Source organism: Sutcliffiella sp. FSL R7-0096, assembly GCF_038595065.1.
Lineage (GTDB): Bacteria > Bacillota > Bacilli > Bacillales > Bacillaceae_I > Sutcliffiella_A.
Genome location: NZ_CP152003.1, coordinates 15,818 through 41,238, shown reverse-complemented (window position 1 = coordinate 41,238; position 25,421 = coordinate 15,818). Strand labels below are relative to the sequence as shown.

The 25,421-nt window shown below is 44.7% G+C and carries 18 protein-coding genes, 3 tRNA genes, 4 rRNA genes, 1 other RNA gene and 1 other annotated feature; of the genes, 5 read left to right on the top strand and 21 right to left on the bottom strand.

Features of this window, described 5'->3' with window-relative positions:
- The 14 genes from MKY77_RS00195 to tadA form a co-directional block, all read right to left on the bottom strand.
- A complete protein-coding gene (locus MKY77_RS00195; RefSeq protein ID WP_339149918.1) occupies positions 1–1,443 on the bottom strand; it encodes an aminotransferase class I/II-fold pyridoxal phosphate-dependent enzyme in 1,443 nt (480 codons plus the stop codon).
- Between the two features lie 369 nt (positions 1,444–1,812).
- Positions 1,813–2,013 (bottom strand): sigma factor G inhibitor Gin, encoded by a 201-nt coding sequence (locus MKY77_RS00190; protein WP_339148282.1) that lies wholly within the window; start codon positions 2,011–2,013, stop codon positions 1,813–1,815.
- 786 nt (positions 2,014–2,799) lie between these two features.
- Positions 2,800–2,916, bottom strand: a 5S ribosomal RNA gene (gene rrf, locus MKY77_RS00185).
- A gap of 84 nt (positions 2,917–3,000) precedes the next feature.
- Positions 3,001–5,932, bottom strand: a 23S ribosomal RNA gene (locus MKY77_RS00180).
- 205 nt (positions 5,933–6,137) lie between these two features.
- Positions 6,138–6,213 (bottom strand) — tRNA-Ala (locus MKY77_RS00175).
- A gap of 23 nt (positions 6,214–6,236) precedes the next feature.
- Positions 6,237–6,313 (bottom strand) — tRNA-Ile (locus MKY77_RS00170).
- 60 nt (positions 6,314–6,373) lie between these two features.
- Positions 6,374–7,925 (bottom strand): 16S ribosomal RNA (locus MKY77_RS00165).
- The 16S, 23S and 5S rRNA genes sit together here with 2 tRNA genes alongside, the layout of an rRNA operon.
- A 321-nt stretch (positions 7,926–8,246) precedes the next feature.
- The gene (locus MKY77_RS00160) at positions 8,247–8,510 is read right to left on the bottom strand and encodes a pro-sigmaK processing inhibitor BofA family protein (protein WP_339148281.1); all 264 of its coding nucleotides are present in this window, start codon (positions 8,508–8,510) and stop codon (positions 8,247–8,249) included.
- A 142-nt stretch (positions 8,511–8,652) separates the two neighbouring features.
- On the bottom strand, positions 8,653–8,865 hold the full coding sequence (locus tag MKY77_RS00155) for a YaaL family protein (RefSeq protein ID WP_339148280.1): 213 nt from the start codon (positions 8,863–8,865) through the stop codon (positions 8,653–8,655).
- 121 nt (positions 8,866–8,986) lie between these two features.
- Positions 8,987–9,583 carry a recombination mediator RecR gene (gene recR, locus MKY77_RS00150; RefSeq protein WP_047972597.1) on the bottom strand — a complete coding sequence of 199 codons (597 nt, stop codon included), beginning with the start codon at positions 9,581–9,583 and terminating at the stop codon, positions 8,987–8,989.
- 10 nt (positions 9,584–9,593) lie between these two features.
- The gene (locus MKY77_RS00145) at positions 9,594–9,920 is read right to left on the bottom strand and encodes a YbaB/EbfC family nucleoid-associated protein (protein ID WP_087942025.1); all 327 of its coding nucleotides are present in this window, start codon (positions 9,918–9,920) and stop codon (positions 9,594–9,596) included.
- A gap of 37 nt (positions 9,921–9,957) precedes the next feature.
- A complete protein-coding gene (dnaX, locus tag MKY77_RS00140; protein ID WP_339148279.1) occupies positions 9,958–11,649 on the bottom strand; it encodes a DNA polymerase III subunit gamma/tau in 1,692 nt (563 codons plus the stop codon).
- Between the two features lie 414 nt (positions 11,650–12,063).
- An RNA gene (ffs, locus tag MKY77_RS00135) (signal recognition particle sRNA large type) lies at positions 12,064–12,328 on the bottom strand.
- A gap of 98 nt (positions 12,329–12,426) precedes the next feature.
- Entirely contained in the window at positions 12,427–12,915 is a 489-nt protein-coding gene (gene tadA, locus MKY77_RS00130; protein WP_339148278.1) for a tRNA adenosine(34) deaminase TadA, read from the bottom strand.
- An 80-nt stretch (positions 12,916–12,995) separates the two neighbouring features.
- On the opposite strand from tadA, the gene MKY77_RS00125 reads away from it, so the two are divergent.
- The 4 genes from MKY77_RS00125 (at position 12,996) to MKY77_RS00110 (ending at position 16,561) form a co-directional block, all read left to right on the top strand.
- Positions 12,996–13,541, top strand: a complete 546-nt coding sequence (locus MKY77_RS00125; protein ID WP_339148277.1) for an isochorismatase family cysteine hydrolase — start codon at positions 12,996–12,998, stop codon at positions 13,539–13,541.
- Between the two features lie 67 nt (positions 13,542–13,608).
- A complete protein-coding gene (locus tag MKY77_RS00120) occupies positions 13,609–14,919 on the top strand; it encodes a glycoside hydrolase family 18 protein (protein ID WP_339148276.1) in 1,311 nt (436 codons plus the stop codon).
- Positions 14,920–15,254: 335 nt separating this feature from the next.
- Positions 15,255–15,893 (top strand): deoxynucleoside kinase, encoded by a 639-nt coding sequence (locus tag MKY77_RS00115; protein WP_339148275.1) that lies wholly within the window; start codon positions 15,255–15,257, stop codon positions 15,891–15,893.
- On the top strand, positions 15,893–16,561 hold the full coding sequence (locus tag MKY77_RS00110; RefSeq protein ID WP_339148274.1) for a deoxynucleoside kinase: 669 nt from the start codon (positions 15,893–15,895) through the stop codon (positions 16,559–16,561). Before MKY77_RS00115 ends, MKY77_RS00110 begins: the two co-directional genes overlap by 1 nt.
- 372 nt (positions 16,562–16,933) lie before the next feature.
- Here MKY77_RS00110 and MKY77_RS00105 read toward each other — a convergent pair.
- The 6 genes from MKY77_RS00105 to guaB form a co-directional block, all read right to left on the bottom strand.
- Positions 16,934–17,026 (bottom strand) — tRNA-Ser (locus tag MKY77_RS00105).
- Positions 17,027–17,122: 96 nt separating this feature from the next.
- Positions 17,123–18,400, bottom strand: coding sequence for a serine--tRNA ligase (gene serS, locus MKY77_RS00100; protein WP_339148273.1), 1,278 nt, complete (start codon positions 18,398–18,400; stop codon positions 17,123–17,125).
- 235 nt (positions 18,401–18,635) lie between these two features.
- Positions 18,636–18,871, bottom strand: a binding site (T-box leader).
- 64 nt (positions 18,872–18,935) lie between these two features.
- The gene (gene pdxT, locus MKY77_RS00095; RefSeq protein WP_339148272.1) at positions 18,936–19,511 is read right to left on the bottom strand and encodes a pyridoxal 5'-phosphate synthase glutaminase subunit PdxT; all 576 of its coding nucleotides are present in this window, start codon (positions 19,509–19,511) and stop codon (positions 18,936–18,938) included.
- Between the two features lie 18 nt (positions 19,512–19,529).
- Positions 19,530–20,417 carry a pyridoxal 5'-phosphate synthase lyase subunit PdxS gene (gene pdxS / locus MKY77_RS00090; RefSeq protein WP_237665466.1) on the bottom strand — a complete coding sequence of 296 codons (888 nt, stop codon included), beginning with the start codon at positions 20,415–20,417 and terminating at the stop codon, positions 19,530–19,532.
- 291 nt (positions 20,418–20,708) lie between these two features.
- Positions 20,709–22,016, bottom strand: coding sequence for a D-alanyl-D-alanine carboxypeptidase family protein (locus tag MKY77_RS00085; protein ID WP_339149917.1), 1,308 nt, complete (start codon positions 22,014–22,016; stop codon positions 20,709–20,711).
- A gap of 179 nt (positions 22,017–22,195) precedes the next feature.
- Positions 22,196–23,659: an IMP dehydrogenase gene (guaB, locus tag MKY77_RS00080; protein ID WP_339148271.1), complete on the bottom strand. Its 1,464-nt coding sequence runs from the start codon at positions 23,657–23,659 to the stop codon at positions 22,196–22,198.
- A 140-nt stretch (positions 23,660–23,799) separates the two neighbouring features.
- Between guaB and MKY77_RS00075 the strand changes: the two genes are divergently transcribed.
- Entirely contained in the window at positions 23,800–24,771 is a 972-nt protein-coding gene (locus MKY77_RS00075) for a YaaC family protein (RefSeq protein ID WP_339148270.1), read from the top strand.
- Between the two features lie 465 nt (positions 24,772–25,236).
- On the opposite strand, the gene rrf (MKY77_RS00070) is transcribed toward MKY77_RS00075, so the two are convergent.
- Positions 25,237–25,353, bottom strand: a 5S ribosomal RNA gene (gene rrf, locus MKY77_RS00070).
- Positions 25,354–25,421: the final 68 nt, after the last annotated feature.

Below are 25,421 nucleotides of genomic sequence, written 5' to 3'. Positions count from 1 at the left end.
TTACTCCTTTTCCTTCTTATATATGAACATATAATTTCTTTTTAACCATTCGCTTCCTTGAAATCTAGCACCGAGCTTATCTATTACCTTGATACATTCCAGAGTGGAACGTGTAATCCTCTCCCCCTTAAAAAGCAAGGGGATACCTGGCGGATATGGAATTACCGGTTTAGCCGCAACCTCCCCGACTGCCTCCTCCAAGCTGCACTGAACTACTTTATAGGCATGTTGCTCACCAATAGGGATGGCCAGATTGCTTAATTCAGCAGGAAACGGCGGGATGACCAACTGTCCCTTTTCCAGTTCATCCTCTGTTTGGCCCAATAATGCTTGTGCTATTCTCTCTATCATATCATGTTTTCTATCTTGGACCGCCAGCGGCAAAATAATTAATACATTCTGTGGGTCTGCCAACTCGACATAGAGGCCTTCTTTTTCAAGAAGCTCCTGCAGGGCGTAACCACTTAATCCGGTGGTAGACCGAAGCGTCAACTTTAGCGGATCTACCTTCCGTCCTTTAGGAACAACCACTTCCACCCCTTCGATTTTCTTAAGCTCCCGATGGATAGCTTGTATGTCATCGTATACACGTTTCACATATTGTGCATTCAGGGAAGCAAGATAGAACCTCGCTAGATCCAAAGATGCCATCAACGGGTAAGAAGGACTGCTCGACTGCAGCATCTTTAAGTAATAGGCAATTGAATCTTTCTTTACCCTATCCCCCTGCACATGCATGAATGATGCCATCGTCATGGCCGGCAAGGTTTTATGTGCAGATTGCACCACAATATCCGCACCAGAGGCCAATGCCGTTTTAGGAAAAGGTCTCCCTAAAACGAAGTGTGCACCATGTGCTTCATCCACCAGCACCGGTACATCGTACGCATGAATCATCGCAACCAGCTCATCCAATTCCATGGCGACACCATAATAATTTGGATTCGTTAAAACAACCGCTTCTATGCCATCAATCGTTTCCAAAGCTTCCTTTAACTGAGCGGGCTTGATGGAGACAGCCACTCCCATTCGTTCATCCACTTCACACGATAAAAAAATAGGCTCCGCACCAGCCAGCTCCACACCATTCAGTATGGATTTATGGCAATTTCTTTGTACAAGCACCTTCCCGCCTCTCGTACATGTGCTCATAATCATTGCAAGATTTCCGACTGTCGACCCATTCACAAGGAAAAAGGTTTCCTCTGCCCCGTATAGGTCCGCAGCCAATCTTTGTGACTCTTCTATAATACCTTCAGGGTCATGTAAATCATCCAAACCTGAGATTTCCGTTACATCCAACTTCAATATATCCTCAAAATAACCCCTTGCTCCAGCAGGGAAAACATCCCCGAATTTATGCCCAGGCACATGTCCGGATAACGGAGAAGTCTCCCAATGCCTTTTAAGCGCTGAAAACAGCGGTGTCCTTTTTTGGTCCAACATTAGCCCACCTTCTAACTAACCTTTTCCTGCTTATCCTTATAAGCTGATCTACTACCATTATAACGGATAGACCGTTAGACTTATAGTTGCCGTGCTTTCTGGACAAATAAATAGGCTCTTTTCTCAAAGATTGTTGCTATTCATTAGTAAAAAGTTGGTAATTAGGCTTTTTACGAGAAAAGTCGGCAATGGACTTTTTAATGCTTACACTCTTAAAAAAAAGCAGTAGTAAATCTAGTACTATTGGGAAAAGAGCACGACAATAAGCAATATAACGGTCGATTTATAAGTACGTAAAAATAATTTTGTTTACGAAAAAAGCCAAAAAATAAAAGCCCTCAGAGGACTTTTCAACAATGTTATGTTTTAAGAAAATATTTTCGGAATGGTAATCTTACGGAGCTGTTTGAGGTAAAACTTATACTTTGGATTCTCTACTTCTGTCTGCAACATCGTACCCTCGCACTCCGTACAGATAAACTCCGTATACAGATGTATCCCTCTTTCTTTCTGCTCCTCACAAACAATACACGTTTCCCCAATTGATGAATGAATGGTTGACTTCATATCTCTTTCTCCACCTCCATCCACTATTCTAACCAGATTAACCAATTGTATACTACTTTAGTAAAATGCCAGCCTACCAATCTCCTACACTTAGTGTATGTAAGGCCTACTAGTCTGTGTTTGTCTTGAAATAAAAAAAGATGGGCGGTTTTTTAGGTAACGATTCTTATTGGAGGCTAGGGGGAATTTTTAATGGAAAGACCGTTTTTAAAGTGTCTTCATAATCTTGATGATGACATTCTCGATGGAAAATTTGCCTCCAGATTGTCTTTATAGCCTTGATAATGACAATCTCGACGGAAAATTCACCGCCAGATTGTCTTTATAGCCTTGATAATGACAATCTCGACGGAAAATTCACCTCCAGATTGTCTTTATAGCCTTGATATTGACAATCTCAACGGAAAATTCGCCGCCAGATTGTCTTTATAGCCCTGATATTGACAATCTCAATAGAAAATTCACCTCCAGATTGTCTTTATAGCTCTGTTGATGACAATCTCTACAGAAAATTCATCGCCAGATTGTCTTTATAGCCCTGATGATGACAATCTCAACAGAAAATTCACCTCCAGATTGTCTTTATAGCCCTGATGAAGTGCTTAATCACTCTAAATCTCTGCTTTCAATCCAGCCAGCTTGGATTTTATCAATCAACTTTTCCGTGTTAGAAACCAAGTCACCTTATTTAAACCCCATTCGACATCAACTGACAAAAAACCACTAGTTCCAAAAAACACAAAAAACCAGCGCCTAATTTAATAAGCACTGGTTTCCCTAAAATTTGCCTGGCAACGTCCTACTCTCACAGGGGGAGATCCCCCAACTACCATCGGCGCTGAAGAGCTTAACTTCCGTGTTCGGTATGGGAACGGGTGTGGCCTCTTCGCCATCATTACCAGACATATTCAGTTGAAGGTTGATCCTTCAAAACTAGATAATGTGTCCATATCAAGAATTCATATCGTTCACTTATTTCATCATTGTTGGGTTAAGTCCTCGATCGATTAGTATTCGTCAGCTCCACATGTCGCCATGCTTCCACCTCGAACCTATCTACCTGATCATCTTTCAGGGATCTTACTTACCGAAGTAAAAGGAAATCTCATCTTGAGGGGGGCTTCATGCTTAGATGCTTTCAGCACTTATCCCGTCCGCACGTAGCTACCCAGCTATGCCTTTGGCAAGACAACTGGTACACCAGCGGTGCGTCCATCCCGGTCCTCTCGTACTAAGGACAGCTCCTCTCAAATTTCCTGCGCCCACGACGGATAGGGACCGAACTGTCTCACGACGTTCTGAACCCAGCTCGCGTACCGCTTTAATGGGCGAACAGCCCAACCCTTGGGACCGACTACAGCCCCAGGATGCGATGAGCCGACATCGAGGTGCCAAACCTCCCCGTCGATGTGGACTCTTGGGGGAGATAAGCCTGTTATCCCCGGGGTAGCTTTTATCCGTTGAGCGATGGCCCTTCCATGCGGAACCACCGGATCACTAAGCCCGACTTTCGTCCCTGCTCGACTTGTAGGTCTCGCAGTCAAGCTCCCTTGTGCCTTTACACTCTGCGAATGATTTCCAACCATTCTGAGGGAACCTTTGGGCGCCTCCGTTACTCTTTAGGAGGCGACCGCCCCAGTCAAACTGCCCACCTGACACTGTCTCCCAGCCCGATAAGGGCTGCGGGTTAGAATTTCAATACAGCCAGGGTAGTATCCCACCGACGCCTCCACCGAAGCTAGCGCTCCGGCTTCTCAGGCTCCTACCTATCCTGTACAAGCTGTACCAAAATTCAATATCAGGCTACAGTAAAGCTCCACGGGGTCTTTCCGTCCTGTCGCGGGTAACCTGCATCTTCACAGGTACTATAATTTCACCGAGTCTCTGGTTGAGACAGTGCCCAGATCGTTACGCCTTTCGTGCGGGTCGGAACTTACCCGACAAGGAATTTCGCTACCTTAGGACCGTTATAGTTACGGCCGCCGTTTACTGGGGCTTCGGTTCAAAGCTTCGCTTGCGCTAACCTCTCCCCTTAACCTTCCAGCACCGGGCAGGCGTCAGCCCCTATACTTCGCCTTACGGCTTCGCAGAGACCTGTGTTTTTGCTAAACAGTCGCCTGGGCCTATTCACTGCGGCTCTCTCGGGCTTTAACACCCTAACAGAGCACCCCTTCTCCCGAAGTTACGGGGTCATTTTGCCGAGTTCCTTAACCAGAGTTCTCTCGCTCACCTTAGGATTCTCTCCTCGCCTACCTGTGTCGGTTTGCGGTACGGGCACCATACTCCTCGCTAGAGGCTTTTCTTGGCAGTGTGAAATCAGGAACTTCGGTACTATATTTCCCTCGCTATCACAGCTCAGCCTTATCGAGAAGCGGATTTGCCTACTTCTCAGCCTTACTGCTTAGACGCGCATATCCAACAGCGCGCTTACCCTATCCTTCTGCGTCCCCCCATTGCTCAAACGGAGTGGAGGTGGTACAGGAATATCAACCTGTTATCCATCGCCTACGCCTTTCGGCCTCGGCTTAGGTCCCGACTAACCCTGAGCGGACGAGCCTTCCTCAGGAAACCTTAGGCATTCGGTGGAAGGGATTCTCACCCTTCTTTCGCTACTCATACCGGCATTCTCACTTCTAAGCGCTCCACCAGTCCTTACGGTCTAGCTTCAACGCCCTTAGAACGCTCTCCTACCACTGTTCGTAAGAACAGTCCGCAGCTTCGGTGATACGTTTAGCCCCGGTACATTTTCGGCGCAGAGTCACTCGACCAGTGAGCTATTACGCACTCTTTAAATGGTGGCTGCTTCTAAGCCAACATCCTGGTTGTCTAAGCAACTCCACATCCTTTTCCACTTAACGTATACTTGGGGACCTTAGCTGGCGGTCTGGGCTGTTTCCCTCTTGACTACGGATCTTATCACTCGCAGTCTGACTCCCATGGATAAGTCTTTGGCATTCGGAGTTTGACTGAATTCGGTAATCCGATGAGGACCCCTAGTCCAATCAGTGCTCTACCTCCAAGACTCTAACACATGAGGCTAGCCCTAAAGCTATTTCGGAGAGAACCAGCTATCTCCAGGTTCGATTGGCATTTCACCCCTACCCACACCTCATCCGCTCACTTTTCAACGTGAGTCGGTTCGGGCCTCCATTCAGTGTTACCTGAACTTCACCCTGGACATGGGTAGATCACCTGGTTTCGGGTCTACGACCACGTACTCATTCGCCCTATTCAGACTCGCTTTCGCTACGGCTCCGTCTCTTCGACTTAACCTTGCACGGGATCGTAACTCGCCGGTTCATTCTACAAAAGGCACGCTATCACCCATTAACGGGCTCTAACTACTTGTAGGCACACGGTTTCAGGATCTATTTCACTCCCCTTCCGGGGTGCTTTTCACCTTTCCCTCACGGTACTGGTTCACTATCGGTCACTAGGGAGTATTTAGCCTTGGGAGATGGTCCTCCCTGCTTCCGACGGGATTTCTCGTGTCCCGCCGTACTCAGGATCCACTCAGGAGGGAACGAAGTTTCAACTACAGGGTTTTTACCTTCTATGACGGACCTTTCCAGATCGCTTCATTTACCCCGTTCCTTTGTAACTCCATGTTGAGTGTCCTACAACCCCAAGAGGCAAGCCTCTTGGTTTGGGCTAATTCCGTTTCGCTCGCCGCTACTCAGGAAATCGCGTTTGCTTTCTCTTCCTCCGGGTACTAAGATGTTTCAGTTCCCCGGGTCTGCCTTCATTACCCTATGTATTCAGGTAAAGATACTGCTCCATTACGAGCAGTGGGTTTCCCCATTCGGAAATCTCCGGATCAAAGCTTACTTACAGCTCCCCGAAGCATATCGGTGTTAGTCCCGTCCTTCATCGGCTCCTAGTGCCAAGGCATCCACCGTGCGCCCTTAATAACTTAACCGTCGACCAAAATTGGTCATGTGTCGATATCAGCGATGATATCTATAAAGAAAATTACTAAGATGAACGATATTTTGTGAATATCTTGATATTAGTTACATTATCTAGTTTTCAAGGAACAACTATGACTATTCGTAAGAATTGTCTAGGGATAAATCGGATGATTTATCAGTATGGTTGATTATTTTCACAGGGTGAAAAAATCTTGGTGGAGCCTAGCGGGATCGAACCGCTGACCTCCTGCGTGCAAAGCAGGCGCTCTCCCAGCTGAGCTAAGGCCCCATAAAAGTTCTATAATTAAAAAATGGTGGGCCTAAGTGGACTCGAACCACCGACCTCACGCTTATCAGGCGTGCGCTCTAACCAGCTGAGCTATAGGCCCCGACTATCTATGAGAGAGATCTCTCAAAACTAAACAAAACAACAAGCGTACATTCCTTAGAAAGGAGGTGATCCAGCCGCACCTTCCGATACGGCTACCTTGTTACGACTTCACCCCAATCATCTGTCCCACCTTAGGCGGCTGGCTCCAAAAGGTTACCCCACCGACTTCGGGTGTTACAAACTCTCGTGGTGTGACGGGCGGTGTGTACAAGGCCCGGGAACGTATTCACCGCGGCATGCTGATCCGCGATTACTAGCGATTCCGGCTTCATGCAGGCGAGTTGCAGCCTGCAATCCGAACTGAGAACGGTTTTATGGGATTGGCTCGACCTCGCGGTTTTGCTGCCCTTTGTACCGTCCATTGTAGCACGTGTGTAGCCCAGGTCATAAGGGGCATGATGATTTGACGTCATCCCCACCTTCCTCCGGTTTGTCACCGGCAGTCACCTTAGAGTGCCCAACTGAATGCTGGCAACTAAGATCAAGGGTTGCGCTCGTTGCGGGACTTAACCCAACATCTCACGACACGAGCTGACGACAACCATGCACCACCTGTCACTCTGTCCCCCGAAGGGGAACGTCCTATCTCTAGGAGTGTCAGAGGATGTCAAGACCTGGTAAGGTTCTTCGCGTTGCTTCGAATTAAACCACATGCTCCACCGCTTGTGCGGGCCCCCGTCAATTCCTTTGAGTTTCAGTCTTGCGACCGTACTCCCCAGGCGGAGTGCTTAATGCGTTAGCTGCAGCACTAAAGGGCGGAAACCCTCTAACACTTAGCACTCATCGTTTACGGCGTGGACTACCAGGGTATCTAATCCTGTTTGCTCCCCACGCTTTCGCGCCTCAGTGTCAGTTACAGACCAGAAAGTCGCCTTCGCCACTGGTGTTCCTCCAAATCTCTACGCATTTCACCGCTACACTTGGAATTCCACTTTCCTCTTCTGCACTCAAGTCCCCCAGTTTCCAATGACCCTCCACGGTTGAGCCGTGGGCTTTCACATCAGACTTAAAGGACCACCTGCGCGCGCTTTACGCCCAATAATTCCGGACAACGCTTGCCACCTACGTATTACCGCGGCTGCTGGCACGTAGTTAGCCGTGGCTTTCTGGTTAGGTACCGTCAAGGTGCGAGCAGTTACTCTCGCACTTGTTCTTCCCTAACAACAGAGCTTTACGACCCGAAGGCCTTCATCGCTCACGCGGCGTTGCTCCATCAGACTTTCGTCCATTGTGGAAGATTCCCTACTGCTGCCTCCCGTAGGAGTCTGGGCCGTGTCTCAGTCCCAGTGTGGCCGATCACCCTCTCAGGTCGGCTACGCATCGTCGCCTTGGTGAGCCGTTACCTCACCAACTAGCTAATGCGCCGCGGGCCCATCTGTAAGTGATAGCCGAAACCATCTTTCAATAAAGAACCAGGAGGTTCCTTATATTATCCGGTATTAGCTCCGGTTTCCCGAAGTTATCCCAGTCTTACAGGCAGGTTGCCCACGTGTTACTCACCCGTCCGCCGCTGACCTTTCAAAAGCAAGCTTTTGAAAGGTCCGCTCGACTTGCATGTATTAGGCACGCCGCCAGCGTTCGTCCTGAGCCAGGATCAAACTCTCCAATAAAGAGTCTGAGCTTTTGCTCAAAATTTGCTAGCTTGTGTTACTTAAATCATTTTGTTAATCCCGTAGGATTAACGTTATGACGCTGTTGTTTTGTTTAGTTTTCAAAGAACTCTTTTTCGTCGTTCTCTCGAAGCGACTTTATTATCTTATCACATACTTCCGAAACAAGTCAACAACTTTTTTAAAAGTAATTTTGATTTATTTAATCGGTCGTTTGTGACAACGAAATATAATATACCATTTATATAAAGGAGAAGTCAATGATAAAAATAAAAAAGCCTCCTTTATTTTCAGGAGGGCTAATTGGTGCTTAATATCATCTCATAATATATACATTTGAATGATTACCAAAGAGATGACACCAGGTATTCCTAATAGTCCAGAAACGGTAGCAGTGGCAGGGTTGATTGGTACGTGTATCCCCATGGAGTTTCCAAAGGCGTTTAAGAAGAATAAAAAAAGCGCCCCAATCATTACTTTTATAAGCGCCTGTCCGGCAAAGCGCAATGGCTTTATCGGTGTTCCCACCAACAGAACAAGTAAGATCAGCCCGCCTATCAATCCTATTACCAATAACGGTTCCATTATGTTTCCCCCTCTTGCCAGCTTGTACTAAACTATATGTGAGAGGCTTACAGTTAAGAACTTGCTATGTGGATAATAGTCTCTATGGATCTCTATTTATGAAAAGATCTAATAAAAAAAGCAGCTGAGATGTTGCCTTCAGCTACTTCTTCACCATACGTGTACGGACTTCCCTTAATAGGAAGAGATATTTTGCTTCTGCCAATTTTAGTTGGCAGATCACCTCTTCTGAAGGATCCAGACTTTTATCCACTAGACTCTTGTGTTTTGTCCAACGGTGTTTACATTCTTCAGTGGTATCCATTAGTTTGGCGTCGAACTGTTTTTTTAAGCGGTCTTTTTTTCGAAAGAACATAGGTTGTGTTAACCCCTTTACCAATTAAGTCATTGCTTCTATCCTTGGCTTGCTTAAGACTAAACACCGCTGTTGATTTCCGCACCGGGCTTAACCAAGCTTTCAATAAGAAACGAAAATCTTAGATTTCCCGTCTTCCCTCAAGGGCTTTAGATAATGTCACTTCATCTGCATATTCTAGATCTCCGCCAACAGGAAGTCCATGAGCAATACGGGTCATTTTTATCCCAGATGGCTTTAAAAGCCTTGAGATATACATGGCAGTAGCTTCGCCTTCTATGTTGGGGTTGGTTGCAAGGATCAATTCTTGCACCTCATCATCCTGCAATCGTTTGATAAGTTCCGGGATCTTGATATCTTCCGGACCGATGCCATCCATAGGGGAGATTGCCCCATGCAGGACATGATAAAGACCGTTATAGTCCCTCATTTTCTCCATTGCGATAACATCCTTGGTTTCCTGCACCACACATATGATGGTTCTGTCCCGCCTATTATCCTCACAGATATAGCACGGGTCCTTGTCTGTGATATGTCCACACACGGAACAGTATGAGAGATTCCGTTTTGCATTAACCAAGGCTTTTGCAAAATCAAGTACAGTGTCTTCTTTCATATTAAGTACGAAAAAAGCCAGACGAGCGGCCGTTTTCGGGCCGATACCTGGCAATTTCATAAAGCTGTCGATCAGCTTTGATATAGGCTCAGGATAGTGCATAAAGGTCCTCCTAGAAAAGTCCTGGCATGTTTAACCCTTTAGTGAATTGACCCATGGTGTCATTTGTTAACTCTTCCATTTTCTTAAGGGCATCGTTTGTTGCTGCTAGAACCAAGTCTTGTAGCATTTCGATATCTTCAGGGTCTACCACTTCTTCTTTGATATTTACTTCGATGATCTCCTTCTGACCATTAACGACAACTGTTACCATACCGCCGCCAGCAGTACCTTCCATTGTCTTTTCAGCCAGCTCCTCTTGAGCTTTCGCCATATCTTTTTGCATTTTTTGCATCTGTTTCATCATTTTTTGCATGTTACCCATTCCGCCGCCACGCATCATAATAAATTCCTCCTAATATTGTCATAATGTTTTATCATTCTTTGATTTCTACAAGATCTGGACCGACGAGTTTTTTCGCTTCTTCAATAAAGGGGTCGTCTTTTGCCTCGTCGCCCTCTTCATCACTTTTTTGTCCACGAATGAATCCTTCTCGTATTTTCAGCCATTCTTCTTCCGGAACGGCCAGCATATCATAAGACTTGCCGGTAAGCTCAAGGATGATTTGCTCCAGGTTCTGCTTGACCGGTTCATCGGATGCCATTTTGCAATGTATTTCATATTTAAACTTTAACACAAAAGCACTGCTTGCTGCAGCTACAGGTTCGCTATCAGTCAACAAAGCCGCATGAGATACTTTGTTCTGCTTGCGTAATGCTTCCAGTAATTGGGCCCAGCTGCCTTTGATGCTGTCCAGATCTCCTCTTGTTGCCTGCTTCAGCACTTCCTGAATTCGGCCGGTTGCAGGCTTAAAGCCGTTTCTTGCTCCTCCACCACTTCTTGCAGGGGACTTGCTTGGAGCAGTAGGTTGTGCCGCTCCGCCTACATTCCCTGCCGCAAGCTCTTTCACTTTGCTTTCCAGCATGGTGATTTTCTTTTGCAGCAGATTCACCTGATCTTGATTGGCTGCTTCCTGCGTGGAGGCTTCAAGCTGGCAAAGCTTGACTATCGCCACTTCGAGATAAATACGGGGATGATTTGTCCACTTCATTTCCTGTTGGCTTTTATTCAGGATATCAATCGTTTCATAGATCGTTTCAGTAGGGATTTCCTCGGCAAATCGCTGAAACGCTTCATCCACCTGTACTCTGTCCAATATCTGTTCGAGGTTTGGTGCCGTTTTATATAAAAGCATGTCACGGTAATAGAAGATAAGGTCTTCTAGAAACCTGGCGGGATCCTTCCCTAATTGGAATACCTTATGTAAGGAGTCCAACGCCTCTGCAACATTTTTATGATACAAGCCATGGACGATGTCTGTCATGAAGGTTTGGGAAACAGAACCTGTGATGGCCAGTGCATCTTGGACGGTTAATGTCCCGTCACTGAAAGAGATTGCCTGGTCCATCAGGCTGAGGGCATCACGCATCCCACCCTCTGCCGCTCGAGCTATTACAGCAAGCGCTTGCGGCTCCGCCTCTATTGCTTGGGCCTGTAAGACAGTAGATAGCCTTCCGACGATCGACTCCCCTGTAATCCTTTTAAAATCAAAACGCTGACAACGCGAGATGATCGTTAAAGGTATTTTATGGGGCTCTGTTGTCGCCAAAATAAAGATGACATGTTTCGGAGGTTCTTCTAGTGTCTTTAATAAAGCGTTGAAGGCCCCGATCGACAGCATATGTACTTCATCTATAATATAAACTTTATATTTCACGGAACTTGGAGCATATTTGACCTTGTCACGAATATCACGGATTTCGTCCACTCCATTGTTGGAGGCCGCATCAATTTCTATAACATCGGAAATCGAACCATCTGTAATGCCTTTACAGGAAGGGCATTCATTGCATGGCTCTGCTACCGGTGCATGTTCACAGTTCACCGCTTTTGCAAGTATTTTGGCCGCACTTGTTTTTCCTGTTCCTCTTGGACCGGAGAACAAGTAGGCGTGAGAAAACTTTTGTTGAAGCAGGGCGTTTTGTAAGGTTTTGGTTATATGTTCCTGTCCCACAACGTCTTCGAATAGTTGCGGTCTAAAAACACGGTATAAAGCTTGATATGCCACCAATATGCCCTCCTTCTTTTTTATCCTCTTCCATTATACCGTATGGCTTGGGTAAAATAAAATGTTTGTTCCATGTCTGTGGGATTCTTGTTAATTGATATTTATTTTTGGGTTTTCGAGTTGCGTGTGGACGTGGGGGCATTGGTTAGATGTAGATGCTCTAGTTGCAGTTGGCTGGAGGTAGGATGATCTGACGCTTACTATTGCAAATGTCCAAAGATTTCGGGTTCTTGTCCGAAGGAAGAAGAAAGTTGTCCAAACCTTTTTCCACACTCAAAATATGCCATTTCCCACTAAAAATACTACAATTTCACCCCACATCAAGAGGCCGGCGTCCCCCCTTTTGGTCAAAAAATATCCATGAAAAAACCCACCCTAGAAACTAGAGTGGGTTTGATAGCTATTATTAAACTGCCGTGCACCTTCCGTCGATTAGTCACCATAAGCGTTACTCAAGCAGTTAGCTCGACCCAGGCAACCCTGCGGCACATGAGAGAGTCCGCTTAATGCTGCTTCCTTCCGGACCTGACATGGTTCACGGGTTCCCATTGCGCAGGACCCAGGTGTCAACACCACTTACTTGAGGCAGACCCTACAGCCTACTAACCTCGAGAAGGGATTCAGCCTCGCTAGAGCGGATTGCGAGTACAGGGCACCGCTACCTCCCCGCTTAGCACGACAAAATTAAAACCATAAGTTGGTTGCGTCATTAACTCGACGCATAATTTAGTATAAAGGGTAATGGTTTAAAATGCAAGTCTATACACCTGTAAATATTTAGGTGGCATTATTGGACTGCTGTTTCTTTTCTTTCTTTTCCTGGCGGAGCCTTCTGAAAAACGTGGACAAGAGCTCCCCGCATTCCTCTGCAAGCACGCCGCTCACAACGTCCGTCTGGTGATTGAACCTTTCATCCTGTAAGAGGTTCATCAGTGTCCCTGCGCAGCCCGCTTTTGGATCTTTTGCACCGTACACCACTTTCTTCACTCTTGACTGGATGATGGCTCCGGCGCACATTGGGCAAGGTTCCAATGTCACATACAACGTGGCATCCTCCAAACGCCAAGTTTTCAAGGATTCACAAGCCTGATCGATAACCAGTATTTCTGCATGCGTAATGGATCGCTGTGTTGTTTCCCTTAAGTTATAGCCACTCGCAACTACTTGCCCGTCCAGTACAAGCACAGCCCCAATGGGAACTTCCTTTAATGCTTCGGCCTTCTTTGCCTCAGCGATTGCGAGCTTCATGAAATATTCATCCTGCATATATAATTTCCTTTCCTTATCAACCCTGTTTATATTCTCGGCCTCATATCCATAGACTAACCCTTATGAGGTGATAAAACATGATGGAGCATTCCGCTTTACTTATAATAGATATTATCAATGATTTTCAATTTAAGCACGGAAATGCCTTAGCAGAGAAAACAGCGACGATCTACCCAAATATCGTGAAGCTCAAAGACATGATGATAAAAGAGCAACGCCCAGTCATCTATATCAATGACCATTATAACCTATGGCAGGCAGATTACGATAAGATCATGGAAAAATGCCGCAACCCTCTCAGTGCACCGATCATTGAAGCCCTAAGACCGACAGATCAGGATTTTTTCCTGATCAAGCCCAAGCATTCCGCTTTTTATGGAACAGCCCTACATACGCTGCTCTCCCAGCTGAAGGTCAAAAATCTCATTCTAACCGGGATCGCCGGCAACATTTGTGTATTATTCACGGCAAATGATGCATATATGCGTGAGTTGGGACTCTGCATCCCTCATGATGCCATTGCATCTGCAGATGAACAGGACAATGAGTATGCTTTAAAGATGATGAAAAATGTCCTTAAAGCTGAAGTCCGTTCAACAGAAAAGTTACTGTCCAACTCATGAGTTTGTAGAATGAACCCTCCACTTCCTTCATACATTGATAAAGGAGAATGAATAGGAGGGACGAACCATGCAAACTCATGTCGTAAGGCAAGGACAAACTTTAACAGGGATCGCACAGGCCTACGCCACCACCCCTAGTGACATCATTCAAGCGAATGACCTTCCCAACCCTGATCGATTGGTGGTGGGCCAGGCGTTGGTCATCCCTATCGTGGGCCGCTTTTATTTTGTTCAACCGGGAGACAGTATTTTTTCCATCGCAAGAAGATTTAACACGACCCCAGAAGTATTAATAGAGGTAAACCAATTAAATCCTGCCACACCCTTACGTGTGGGTTTAAGGCTATATATCCCTCCCCAACCGAAAAGGGAAGCGGAAATTATTGCGTATGTCGAGCCACGCGGGGACACGGTATCAGAAGAATTACAACAGAGTTCAAGAAACGCAGCCCCATACTTGACGTACCTTGCACCTTTTAGCTTCCAGGTCCTGCGGGATGGATCCTTGAAGGAACCGCCACTCAACAACCTCCCACAGATCGCCGCACAAGATAATGTCATCCTGATGATGGTACTCACCAACCTGGAAGACGATGCATTCAGTGACGAACTCGGCAGGATTATTTTGACGGATATGAATGTGCAAAATAAGTTTCTAGATAATATTGTTGCCACAGCCAAAAAATATAACTTCAAAGATATCCATTTCGATTTTGAATTTTTACGGCCTGCTGATAGGGAAGACTATAATACCTTCCTTCGCAAAGCCAGGGATCGCTTTAAACAAGAAGGCTGGCTCATTTCCACCGCCCTTGCCCCAAAAACGAGGGCCGACCAGCCAGGGAAATGGTATGAGGCTCATGATTATAAGGCACATGGCGAAATCGTCGACTTTGTTGTCATCATGACATATGAATGGGGCTATAGCGGAGGACCACCAATGGCCGTTTCGCCTATCGGACCAGTCCGAGAAGTATTGGAATATGCCATCACCGAAATGCCAAGCGAGAAGATCATGATGGGGCAGAACCTTTATGGATACGATTGGACGCTTCCGTTCACGCCTGGCGGGGAATTTGCCAAAGCGATCAGTCCGCAAGCAGCCATAGAACTTGCAGCAGAAAATAACGTCGCGATCGAATACGATGAAGAGGCCCAGGCCCCGCACTTCAACTATTTTAAAGATGGAAAAGAACATGAAGTCTGGTTTGAGGATGCCAGGTCCATTCAGGCAAAATTCGACCTGATCAAGGAACTGAATCTCAGAGGTATCAGCTATTGGAAGCTCGGCCTTCCGTTTCCACAGAATTGGCTGCTCATCACCGATAATTTCAATGTGGTAAAAAATCCAACAGAACGCTTCTATTACTCTTATTGAAGGCTGAGTAACCTCAGTCTTTTTTCTTTTTATCGGCTCTTCCTCAAAGATTGTGGCTATTTACTAGTAAAAAGTCGGTAATTGGACTTTTTGCCGCTTACATACTCAAATATCTTGTAGTATTTTTAGGACAACAAGGAAAAGAGCACGACAGTAAGGAATATAACGGTTGATTTAAAAATACTCAAAATAAACAAAGTTTACGAAAATAGCCTTTTTATGAGGGGGAAATCTTCTCAAAAATTCTTCCTCCATATCCCCCACATCTATGATAGAATGATAATTGTCTGTCAAAATATAGATTTTGCTTACGCTTGTAAAGGGGGGGCATCCTGGTGCACGCAACACCATTTATAACAGTAGAAGGACCTATCGGAGTTGGAAAAACCTCGCTTGCGAAAAAGATCGCAGAAGAGTTCCAATATCATTTATTAAAAGAAATAGTAGACGAAAATCCTTTCCTCGGAAAGTTCTACGAGAACATTGACGAGTGGAGCTTCCAAACGGAAATGTTTTTCCTTTGTAATAGATTTAAACAGCTTGAAGATATCGAGCAGCATCATTTGAAGAAGCATACACCCGTTGTGGCGGATTACCATATCCTTAAGAATCTCATTTTCGCAAAACGCACATTAAAGGACAAGCAGTATGATAAGTACTTGCAAATTTACGACATTCTGACAAATGATATGCCAAAGCCGAATGTCATCATTTATTTGAACGCTAGTCTGGATACGCTATTGAATAGAATTGAAATGCGCGGTCGCGATATTGAAAAGAAAATTGATCCACTCTATCTGCAACAACTTAGTCTCGATTATGATGAAGAAATGGACCGCCTCGAAAAACAATATCCCTCTTTGCCTATCCTGCGCTTCAACGGAGACGATGTTGATTTTGTACAACGAGAAGAAGACCTACAACGTATCTTTCAACAACTGAAGGATACCTTGCAAAAAGGAGTTAACGTGTAATGAATTTACGTCAAAAATACGGCATCCCATCCAATGCAGTGATCACCATTGCCGGTACAGTGGGAGTCGGAAAATCTACCATGACGAACGCCTTGGCGAATGCCCTTGGTTTTCGCACATCCTTTGAAAAAGTGGACACCAATCCTTACTTAGATAAATTTTACGCTGATTTTGAAAGATGGAGCTTCCATTTACAAATCTACTTCCTTGCTGAACGTTTCAAGGACCAGAAGAAAATCTTCGAATATGGTGGAGGCTTCATTCAAGACAGATCGATCTACGAAGACACTGGTATTTTCGCCAATATGCATTATGAAAAAGGGACGATGACACAAGTCGACTATGACACCTATACCAGCTTGTTTGAAGCAATGGTGATGACACCTTACTTCCCACATCCAGATTTATTAATTTATCTGGAAGGAAGTTTGGACGATATCCTAGGACGCATCCAAGAACGCGGACGCCCGATGGAACAGCAGACACCGGTCTCCTACTGGGAAGAAATGCACGAGCGTTATGAAAGATGGATCAATAATTTTCACGCATGCCCTGTCTTGCGATTAAACATCAATGAATACGATGTGCTGAGTAATTCCGATTCCATCGAACCAATCATCGAAAAAATCTCTCACCACATGAAGCAATCTCAATTGCTGAAAAAATAATATGTATGGATGAAAGGCCCGGCATAGATGCCTGGTCTTTTTCTATCCCAATTAACTTATGCAAAAAATAATAATCTAGTTGATTGAAGTGGAAGGTGCGTAGACTCCAGCGGGGGATAGCGACAATCTTGAGACTCCGTAGAGCGTAGCCTGACGAGGCTCAAGGTCGCCCGCAGGAAAGCGAAGCACCTGTAACGGAAATCAACTGCTTTAAAGTCAACAGTAAAAAAAATAAGCCGCCCAATTGGGCGGCTTATTCATTGTCGTAAGATGACGTCGCTTCATCCTGACAATAAAAAAGTCGTTACTTCTCCATAATGTAACGAACATCTCCATATTTATGCGCTATAGGAAAAACTTTTTAAAAATCAATGGCGGAGGAAGAGGGATTCGAACCCCCGCGGGCTTTGACACCCCTGTCGGTTTTCAAGACCGATCCCTTCAGCCGGACTTGGGTATTCCTCCGTATCGACAAAAAGTAATATATCATATTTTTAAAATGGATGTCAACACGATATAAGAGAAGGATAGGGTTTTTTCACCCTATCCTTTCATTGTTCACTATTTGGTCAAAAATTCTTTCCCACCCATATATGGTCGCAATACTTCCGGAATGATGACAGAACCGTCTTCTTGTTGGTAGTTTTCCATAATGGCCGCCACCGTACGTCCCACGGCAAGTCCAGATCCATTCAGCGTATGCACATGCTCTGGCTTTGCTTTCGGATCGCGACGGAAACGGATGCCTGCACGGCGCGCTTGGAAGCTCTCGAAATTACTGCAAGAAGAAATCTCACGGTATGTTTCCTGACTCGGGATCCATACTTCGATGTCATATTTCTTCGCTGCTGTAAAACCTAAGTCTGCTGTACACATGCTCAACACTCGGTATGGAAGTCCAAGCAGTTGCAATACTTTTTCCGCATTACCAGTCAACTTCTCCAGCTCTTCATAAGATTCTTCCGGTTTTACAAACTTCACAAGTTCCACTTTATTGAACTGATGCTGGCGAATCAAACCGCGAGTGTCACGCCCTGCAGATCCAGCCTCAGAACGGAAGCAAGCACTGAATGCCGCATAATTGATTGGCAATTGATCGCCACTTAATATCTCGTCACGGTGCATATTTGTGATTGGAACCTCTGCTGTTGGAACCAAGAAGTAATCTTCCTTCTCAATCAAGAAAGCATCCTCTTCAAACTTAGGCAACTGACCTGTCCCCGTCATGCTCGCACGGTTTACCAAGTATGGTGGTAACACTTCTGTATAACCATGTTCATCCACATGCAAATCTAACATATAGTTGAATAAGGCTCTCTCAAGTCTTGCACCCAAACCGCGGTAGAAAACAAAGCGACTGCCTGTTACTTTCCCTGCACGTTCGAAGTCAAGGATACCAAGCTCATCGGCAATATCCCAATGCGCTTTCGCCTCAAACCCGAAATTCGGTACTTCTCCCCATTTACGGATCTCTACATTGTCATCCTCAGTTTCCCCTACAGGAACACTCTCATGAGGGATGTTTGGGATAGATAAAAGCAACAACTCAAGCGCTTCTTCCACTCCTCTTAGCTCCTCATCCAGTTCCTTTACCTTATCTCCCACTTCTCGCATTTCCTTGATTAAATGATCAGCATCTTGCTTTTCGCGTTTCATGGCAGCAATTTGCTGAGAAACTTCGTTACGTTTGCTTTTCAATTGCTCTGTTTGAACAAGAAGGTCCCTTCTTTTCGCATCCAGCTCTTCAAAGCGGTCCAAATCAGAAAGATCTTCCCCTCTGTGTTGAAGCTTACCCTTTATCTCTTCAAAATTCGCACGCAATAACTTTAAATCCAACATGCTTTATTCCTCCTTTTTCCACTCTCTAAATATCTAATAAGGGTAGGGGGCATCCCCCTGATGATTGTAGTGCAAGGTATAAAATTCCAGCGGGGGGTAGCGGTAGGTTGAGACCCCTGAAACGTTGTGAGGAGGCTCAAGCACACGCCCTCTGGATAGATAAGCGAATACCTGGAACGGAAATCAACTGGGAGTTACGCAGGAATTTTGAGAACACAAAAAACCCCCGTCCCCTAATAGGGACGAGAGTTATATTCCCGTGTTGCCACCCTTGTTGAAAAAGACAAAACGCCTTCTCCCACTTCATTCGATAACGGTAATAATCTTACCGATTTGACTTACTATGCCGTTAATGGCAATTCGGCCAAGTGCTCAAGGATGGATTCACAAGTGCCATACATCGGTTCTCACCAGCCACCGACTCTCTTAGAGTATGTGCAACCTGTTACTTTTTCCTATCAACGCTTTAACAATATTTTCTTATTAGATAATCTACTACAAGTTTCTCATACTTGCAATAGTTTTATACCCAAATTTATTTGGACTCTTTCACCATATTCACAAAATACTGTGTAATTCGGTGGTCATCCGTTAATTCTGGATGGAACGAGCAACCTAGGAACTGCCCCTGACGAGCAGCAACAATGCGACCATTATGCTTGCACAGCACTTCCACGTCTTCCCCCACTTCGACAATATGCGGGGCGCGGATAAATACTCCGACAAAATCCTCTGCTATGCCTGCAATGGAAAGCTCCGCTTCAAAGCTGTCCACCTGACGGCCAAACGAGTTACGCTCTACCTTCGCATCCATGAATGCCAAGTGTGGCTCTTCGTAGCCGACAATTTCATCCGCAATCAGGATAAGTCCGGCACAAGTACCAAACACAGGTTTCCCACTAGAGCCGAACTCACGGAGGGGCTCCATGAAAGAATACTTATCAATCAGTCGGCGCATGGTCGTGCTTTCGCCGCCCGGAATGATCAGGCCGTCTACTTCATTAAGCTGTTCCGCTCTTTTTACCACTACTGCTTCTGCTCCAGATGCTTCGATGGACCTGACATGTTCCCGAACCGCACCTTGAAGTCCCAAGACTCCAACTTTCACCATACGTTAAAACTCCTTTACTTACCAGCCACGCTCTTGCATGCGATTTTCAGGTAATAGTGTAGAAATTTCGATACCTTTCATTGCAGTTCCCAATCCTTTGGACAGGCTAGCAATCAATTCATAATCTTCATAATGAGTAGTCGCTTCTACGATCGCACGAGCAAATTTGGCTGGGTTTTCTGATTTGAAGATACCAGAGCCAACAAATACTCCATCAGAACCTAATTGCATCATTAACGCTGCATCGGCTGGAGTCGCAATCCCGCCTGCTGCGAAGTTCACTACCGGAAGCTTGCCAGTACGCTTGATTTCAAGAAGCAGTTCAAAAGGTGCTCCTAAAAGCTTAGCTTCTGTCATCAATTCATCTTCGTTCATTCCTACCACCTTGCGAACCTGTGCGTTCACTTTACGGATGTGACGAACCGCTTCTACGATGTTCCCTGTTCCAGGCTCACCTTTAGTACGAAGCATGGAAGCACCTTCACCGATACGGCGTGCAGCTTCCCCTAGGTCACGACAACCACATACAAATGGTACTTTGTATTGGCGCTTGTCCAAGTGGTATTCTTCATCAGCCGGAGTCAATACTTCACTCTCATCGATGTAATCCACACCCATTGCTTCCAATACGCGAGCTTCCACGATATGGCCGATACGAGCTTTTGCCATTACCGGAATGGATACAGCCTTCATAACCTCTTCCACAATTGTTGGATCTGCCATGCGGGCAACCCCACCAGCTGCACGGATATCAGCAGGAACACGCTCCAATGCCATTACAGCGACTGCACCAGCTTCTTCTGCAATTCTTGCCTGCTCAGCGTTAACAACGTCCATGATAACGCCGCCTTTTTGCATTTCCGCCATTCCACGTTTTACACGATCTGTACCTGTTTGATGTGTCATCGATAAGTCCCCCTATATGTATAAAATGATTTTTTCATAAAATGGAACAAGTCCATATAATTTACTAACACGTTCTTTATTTTACCTTAAATTTTAGAAAAATCCTAATAAAAAATCGAAAGTTCTGCTTGCCACTATTTAGAAAGATTCGGTTTTTCTGGCTTCTTCTCTATATCATACATAGTATTTCCTTACTAAAGCAGAATACACCAAACTTTATATAGACAAAATGCCCGGAAGCCCCCCTTTAAAAAAGAGGATTTCCAAGCACTTCCTATTACGATTATCTAATTAAAATAGACCTTTTACCGCTCCAACAACTGTAGACCATAGATCTGCAAAGAATCCGCCAATCGCACGCATGGAAAGCACGAACCAGTTCGCTTTCTCAACGCCCTCTTTGGTTACAAGATCCACTTTCGAACCTTGTTGTTCAAAAAGGTAACCTAAGTCTTCTTCTTCACCAGTATAATTCACAGTCATGTGACCGACTTTAGTACCTTCTTCAAAAGGAGCTGTAATAGCATCTTCTAATACCACTTTTTCATCATATACATACAGTGGTTCAAAGCTTTCTTCTTCTCCACGCTTCACTAGTACCTTCAAAGCGTCACTGGTTTCCACTTCTACTTGCTTTTCTTTCCCTTTCACTACTTTCAGATTGGAGTTTTCATCAATCTGATAGTTAGAAGGGTAAATTTCTTTAACAGAGTAGTTGGCAAAACCGTAATCAAATAGTTTTCTAGTTTCTGCAAAACGAGCAGTATCTTGAGGCTGGCCATTAGCATTTTTAGCATCCATTACCACGGAAATAAATCTCATGCCATCCTTCTCGATAGTTCCAGTAAAGTTATAGCCTGCAAAATCTGTGAAACCAGTTTTTAATCCGTCGACTCCTTCATACTCAGAAATAAGTCCTGGAAGCATCCAGTTCCAGTTAGACATATCGATTTCATCGTCTGTACCTTCTCTGAACTTCTTTTTAGGAATGCTGGCCGTTTCTAAGATCTCAGGGAAGTCATTCAATAAGTGGTAAGCAAGCTTCGCTGTTGCACGGGCAGACATGACATTTTCTTCATCTGCATTTGTTCCATCTGGATGCATACCGTAAAGATCTGCATTGTTCAATCCAGTTGAGTTAACAAATTTATAATCTTCTAGGCCTAATTCCTCGGCCTTTTCGTTCATCATTTTCACAAATTCCGTTTCCGTACCGGCTACCATTTCCGCAAGGGCGATAGTTGCACCATTGGCAGAGTAGATGGCCATTGCCTCATAAAGTTCCTGTACATTGTATGTACCGTCTCTTCGAAGAGGAACATTGGAAAGACTGCGATCATGGGAGATCGTCCAAACATATTCATTCACATTGTATTGATCATCTAGTGAAAGCTTCCCTTCACTGATCGCTTCTAAAATTAAGTACTCACTCATCATTTTAGTCATACTTGCGATTCCAAGAATGGAATCAATGTTCTTTTGATAAATAATCTTTCCGGTGCTTTGTTCAAGAAGTAATGCAGCTTCTGCATTTATATCCAAGTGGGGGTTATTCCCCTCCGCTTTTACATCTTGTATCGAGAAAATGGTTGTCAGCATCGCAATGGTTAGTAAACTAGCAATAACACGTTGAAAGTTTTTCTTTGTCACAATTAAGTACCCTCCACATAATTTTTCACATAGTCGTTATTTTATCACACTATGTCCCAAAAAAATAGACAGAGAAAGACTACTTCTTTCCCTGTCCTAATATAAGTCTTAACACCTATGCAATGTTATTATACGGAATAATTGGGAGATTCTTTGGTGATTTGCACATCATGTGGATGGCTCTCACGTAAGCCTGCACCAGTCATTTTCACAAATTGTGCATGTTCCCTTAATTCCTGTAAGTCTTTAGTCCCGCAATACCCCATGCCGGACCGCAGACCGCCCACCATTTGGTAAATAGTGTCTGCAACAGGGCCTTTATAAGGAATACGCCCTTCAATGCCTTCTGGTACGAACTTTTTATTGTCTTCCTGGAAGTAACGGTCCTTGCTTCCTTTTTCCATCGCTCCGACAGACCCCATGCCCCGGTATACTTTAAAGCGGCGGCCTTGGAAGATCTCTGTATCTCCAGGGCTTTCAGACGTTCCGCCAAGCATACTTCCAAGCATTACAGCGTGCCCGCCTGCTGCCAGTGCCTTCACGATATCTCCGGAATACTTGATTCCCCCGTCCGCGATGATGGATACACCCAATTTTCTAGCTTCTGTTGCGCAATCATATACCGCGGTGATCTGAGGAACACCAACACCTGCCACTACACGGGTGGTACAGATGGAGCCAGGCCCGATTCCTACCTTTATGACATTTGCACCAGCCTCGACTAAATCACGAGTCGCTTCTGCCGTTGCAACGTTTCCTGCTATGATGTTCAAGTCAGGGTACTTGTCCCTGATCTTTCTCACCGTATCAAGTACTCCTTGGGAATGGCCATGTGCTGTATCCACTACAATGGCATCCACATTCTTTTGAACCAGTTTCTCCACTCGGAGCATCGTATCTCCTGTCACTCCTACAGCTGCGCCAACCAGTAAACGTCCCTGGTTATCCTTCGCTGAGTGTGGGAACTCAATAACTTTTTCTATATCCTTAATGGTGATAAGACCTTTTAAGATGCCAGCTTCATCTACAAGAGGGAGTTTTTCAATTTTGTACTTTTGTAGAATGCTCTCTGCTTCTTGCAATGTGGTACCAACCGAACCAGTAACAAGATTTTCTTTTGTCATGACATCGGAAATTGGAATAGAGAAGTCCTGGATGAAACGTAAATCACGATTAGTCAAAATCCCAACTAGCTTTTGTTCTTCGTTGTTGTTCACGATCGGTACACCAGATATTCTGTATTTCCCCATAAGGTGCTCTGCATCAAATACTTGATGTTCAGGCGTTAAGAAGAACGGGTCCGTGATTACTCCTCTTTCCGAGCGCTTTACCTTGTCCACTTGCTCTGCTTGCTGCTCAATGGACATATTTTTATGGATGATTCCCAATCCGCCTTGTCGTGCCATGGCAATTGCCATTTCCGCTTCGGTCACCGTATCCATCCCAGCGCTGATGATTGGAATATTCAGCTGAAGTGTTTCCGTCAGGTTCACTTTCAAATCCACATCCCTCGGCAAAACCTCGGATTTAGCTGGTACTAAAAGAACATCATCAAATGTTAAGCCTTCTTTAGCAAATTTACTTTCCCACATGACAAAATTTTCCCCCTTCTTATTCGCGATAATATTTATAGTAGAGTATCAACTGGACAAAATACTGTCAAGGACAGTAACATAAGTTTATTTTTTCTAATTATTCTAACTATATCTAGTTAAACAAGGATGTGGACTAATTGACAGCTTCCTTCTCACACTTATTTTTCCCATTTCAATCTGTGGAAACCGCGCAGAAATTATTAAAGGCGAGTTATCAAAAGCAGCAAATAGAACAGTATGAACAAAAGAGCTACCATAATTCATATAGCTTTATCTACTATGTGGAGCATGGACTGACATATCTTCAGCAAGCGAATACTACTCCCACGTCCATTAAACCTGTTCTTATGTTTTATGGCATGGTCCAGCTGATCAAAGCCTGCTTGTTAACGGTCGATCCTTCCTATCCAGAATCCACTTCTGTACTAGCTCACGGAGTCTCTACAAGAAAGCGGAAAAAACAAAGCTACGAATTCATACAAGATGAAGTAAAAGTTCAGAAAAATGGACTCTTTTCGCACTTTAGCGACAAAATGTTCCATGTGAAACAAACAGAAGGTACAAAGTATTCCATGAAGGATTTACTTTTCTCCATCCCCGAACTAGAAACAACCATTAAAATAACCAAAAACAAAACCCCATTCCTTCCAGTAGGAAAGGTGAATGATGAATGTATTCGGATACCGCTATCCATTCTCGATGATTATAAAATGACCAAAGACCGCTTCGTACAGTATTTTCTTAAACAAACGTCCTATGAGTTAGATTCCGTGACAGACAAATACCTTCAATTTAAAAGGTTGGAGAATCATGTTGCGAATGTTAATTACTCCCCTTTATTATACAACTATCAAAAGAACGCCCTGTACATTCCTAGGAAAAAGGAACAGCTAACCTTTTCCCCTGAAATACTGTCGCATTATCTGCTTTTATATAACCTTAGCATGATCTGCCGGTATGAAACAGAATGGTGGGGAGAATTGCTTCATACATTCAACAGCAGCGACATTTCCCTCATCAACCAGTTCCTTGATGTTGCGTTCCTGAAAATACCGTATTATTTGCATGGGTATTTGTTGAATACGCTCGGTATCGATAGGGAGGCATAGGGGGTCTGCTTGTTCCTCTCATGGGAGGAGGTGAGGACGTTCGTGGTGTGAGAAACTATGGAGATAGGTCTTCAAATGAGGACCTTTTCGATTGATAAATCAGCTCCAAATGGTCTTCATAGCCCTGATGATGACAATCTCAACAGAAAATTTGCCTCCAGATTGTCTTTATAGCCTTGATTATGACAATCTCAATGGAAAATTCACCTCCAGATTGTCTTTATAGCTCTGATGAAGTGATTAATCACTGTAAATCTTTGCTTTCGATCCAACAGCTTTGATTTTATCAGTCAACTTTTCCGTGTTATCAACCAAGTCACATCATTTAAACTCCATTCGACACCAACTGATAAAAACCACTACCTCAAAATCACCTATACTCTCTCCCTCTCGCTCCTCCTCATCCCCCAAAAAACACAAAAAAACCAGCGCCTAATTTAATAAGCACTGGTTTCCCTTAAATTTGCCTGGCAACGTCCTACTCTCACAGGGGGAGATCCCCCAACTACCATCGGCGCTGAAGAGCTTAACTTCCGTGTTCGGTATGGGAACGGGTGTGGCCTCTTCGCCATCATTACCAGACATATTCAGTTGAAGGTTGATCCTTCAAAACTAGATAATGTGTCCATATCAAGAATTCATATCGTTCA

What these genes read in the sequence shown, in the direction of transcription:
- MKY77_RS00190 (WP_339148282.1), bottom strand. Translation starts at nt 2,013, where the DNA reads ATGAAGTCAACCATTCATTCATCAATTGGGGAAACGTGTATTGTTTGT.
- MKY77_RS00160 (WP_339148281.1), bottom strand. Translation starts at nt 8,510, where the DNA reads ATGGAACCGTTATTGGTAATAGGATTGATAGGCGGGCTGATCTTACTT.
- MKY77_RS00155 (WP_339148280.1), bottom strand. Translation starts at nt 8,865, where the DNA reads ATGTTCTTTCGAAAAAAAGACCGCTTAAAAAAACAGTTCGACGCCAAA.
- recR (WP_047972597.1), bottom strand. Translation starts at nt 9,583, where the DNA reads ATGCACTATCCTGAGCCTATATCAAAGCTGATCGACAGCTTTATGAAA.
- MKY77_RS00145 (WP_087942025.1), bottom strand. Translation starts at nt 9,920, where the DNA reads ATGCGTGGCGGCGGAATGGGTAACATGCAAAAAATGATGAAACAGATG.
- tadA (WP_339148278.1), bottom strand. Translation starts at nt 12,915, where the DNA reads ATGCAGGATGAATATTTCATGAAGCTCGCAATCGCTGAGGCAAAGAAG.
- MKY77_RS00125 (WP_339148277.1), top strand. Translation starts at nt 12,996, where the DNA reads ATGATGGAGCATTCCGCTTTACTTATAATAGATATTATCAATGATTTT.
- MKY77_RS00120 (WP_339148276.1), top strand. Translation starts at nt 13,609, where the DNA reads ATGCAAACTCATGTCGTAAGGCAAGGACAAACTTTAACAGGGATCGCA.
- MKY77_RS00110 (WP_339148274.1), top strand. Translation starts at nt 15,893, where the DNA reads ATGAATTTACGTCAAAAATACGGCATCCCATCCAATGCAGTGATCACC.
- serS (WP_339148273.1), bottom strand. Translation starts at nt 18,400, where the DNA reads ATGTTGGATTTAAAGTTATTGCGTGCGAATTTTGAAGAGATAAAGGGT.
- pdxT (WP_339148272.1), bottom strand. Translation starts at nt 19,511, where the DNA reads ATGGTGAAAGTTGGAGTCTTGGGACTTCAAGGTGCGGTTCGGGAACAT.
- pdxS (WP_237665466.1), bottom strand. Translation starts at nt 20,417, where the DNA reads ATGACACATCAAACAGGTACAGATCGTGTAAAACGTGGAATGGCGGAA.
- MKY77_RS00085 (WP_339149917.1), bottom strand. Translation starts at nt 22,016, where the DNA reads ATGCTGACAACCATTTTCTCGATACAAGATGTAAAAGCGGAGGGGAAT.
- guaB (WP_339148271.1), bottom strand. Translation starts at nt 23,659, where the DNA reads ATGTGGGAAAGTAAATTTGCTAAAGAAGGCTTAACATTTGATGATGTT.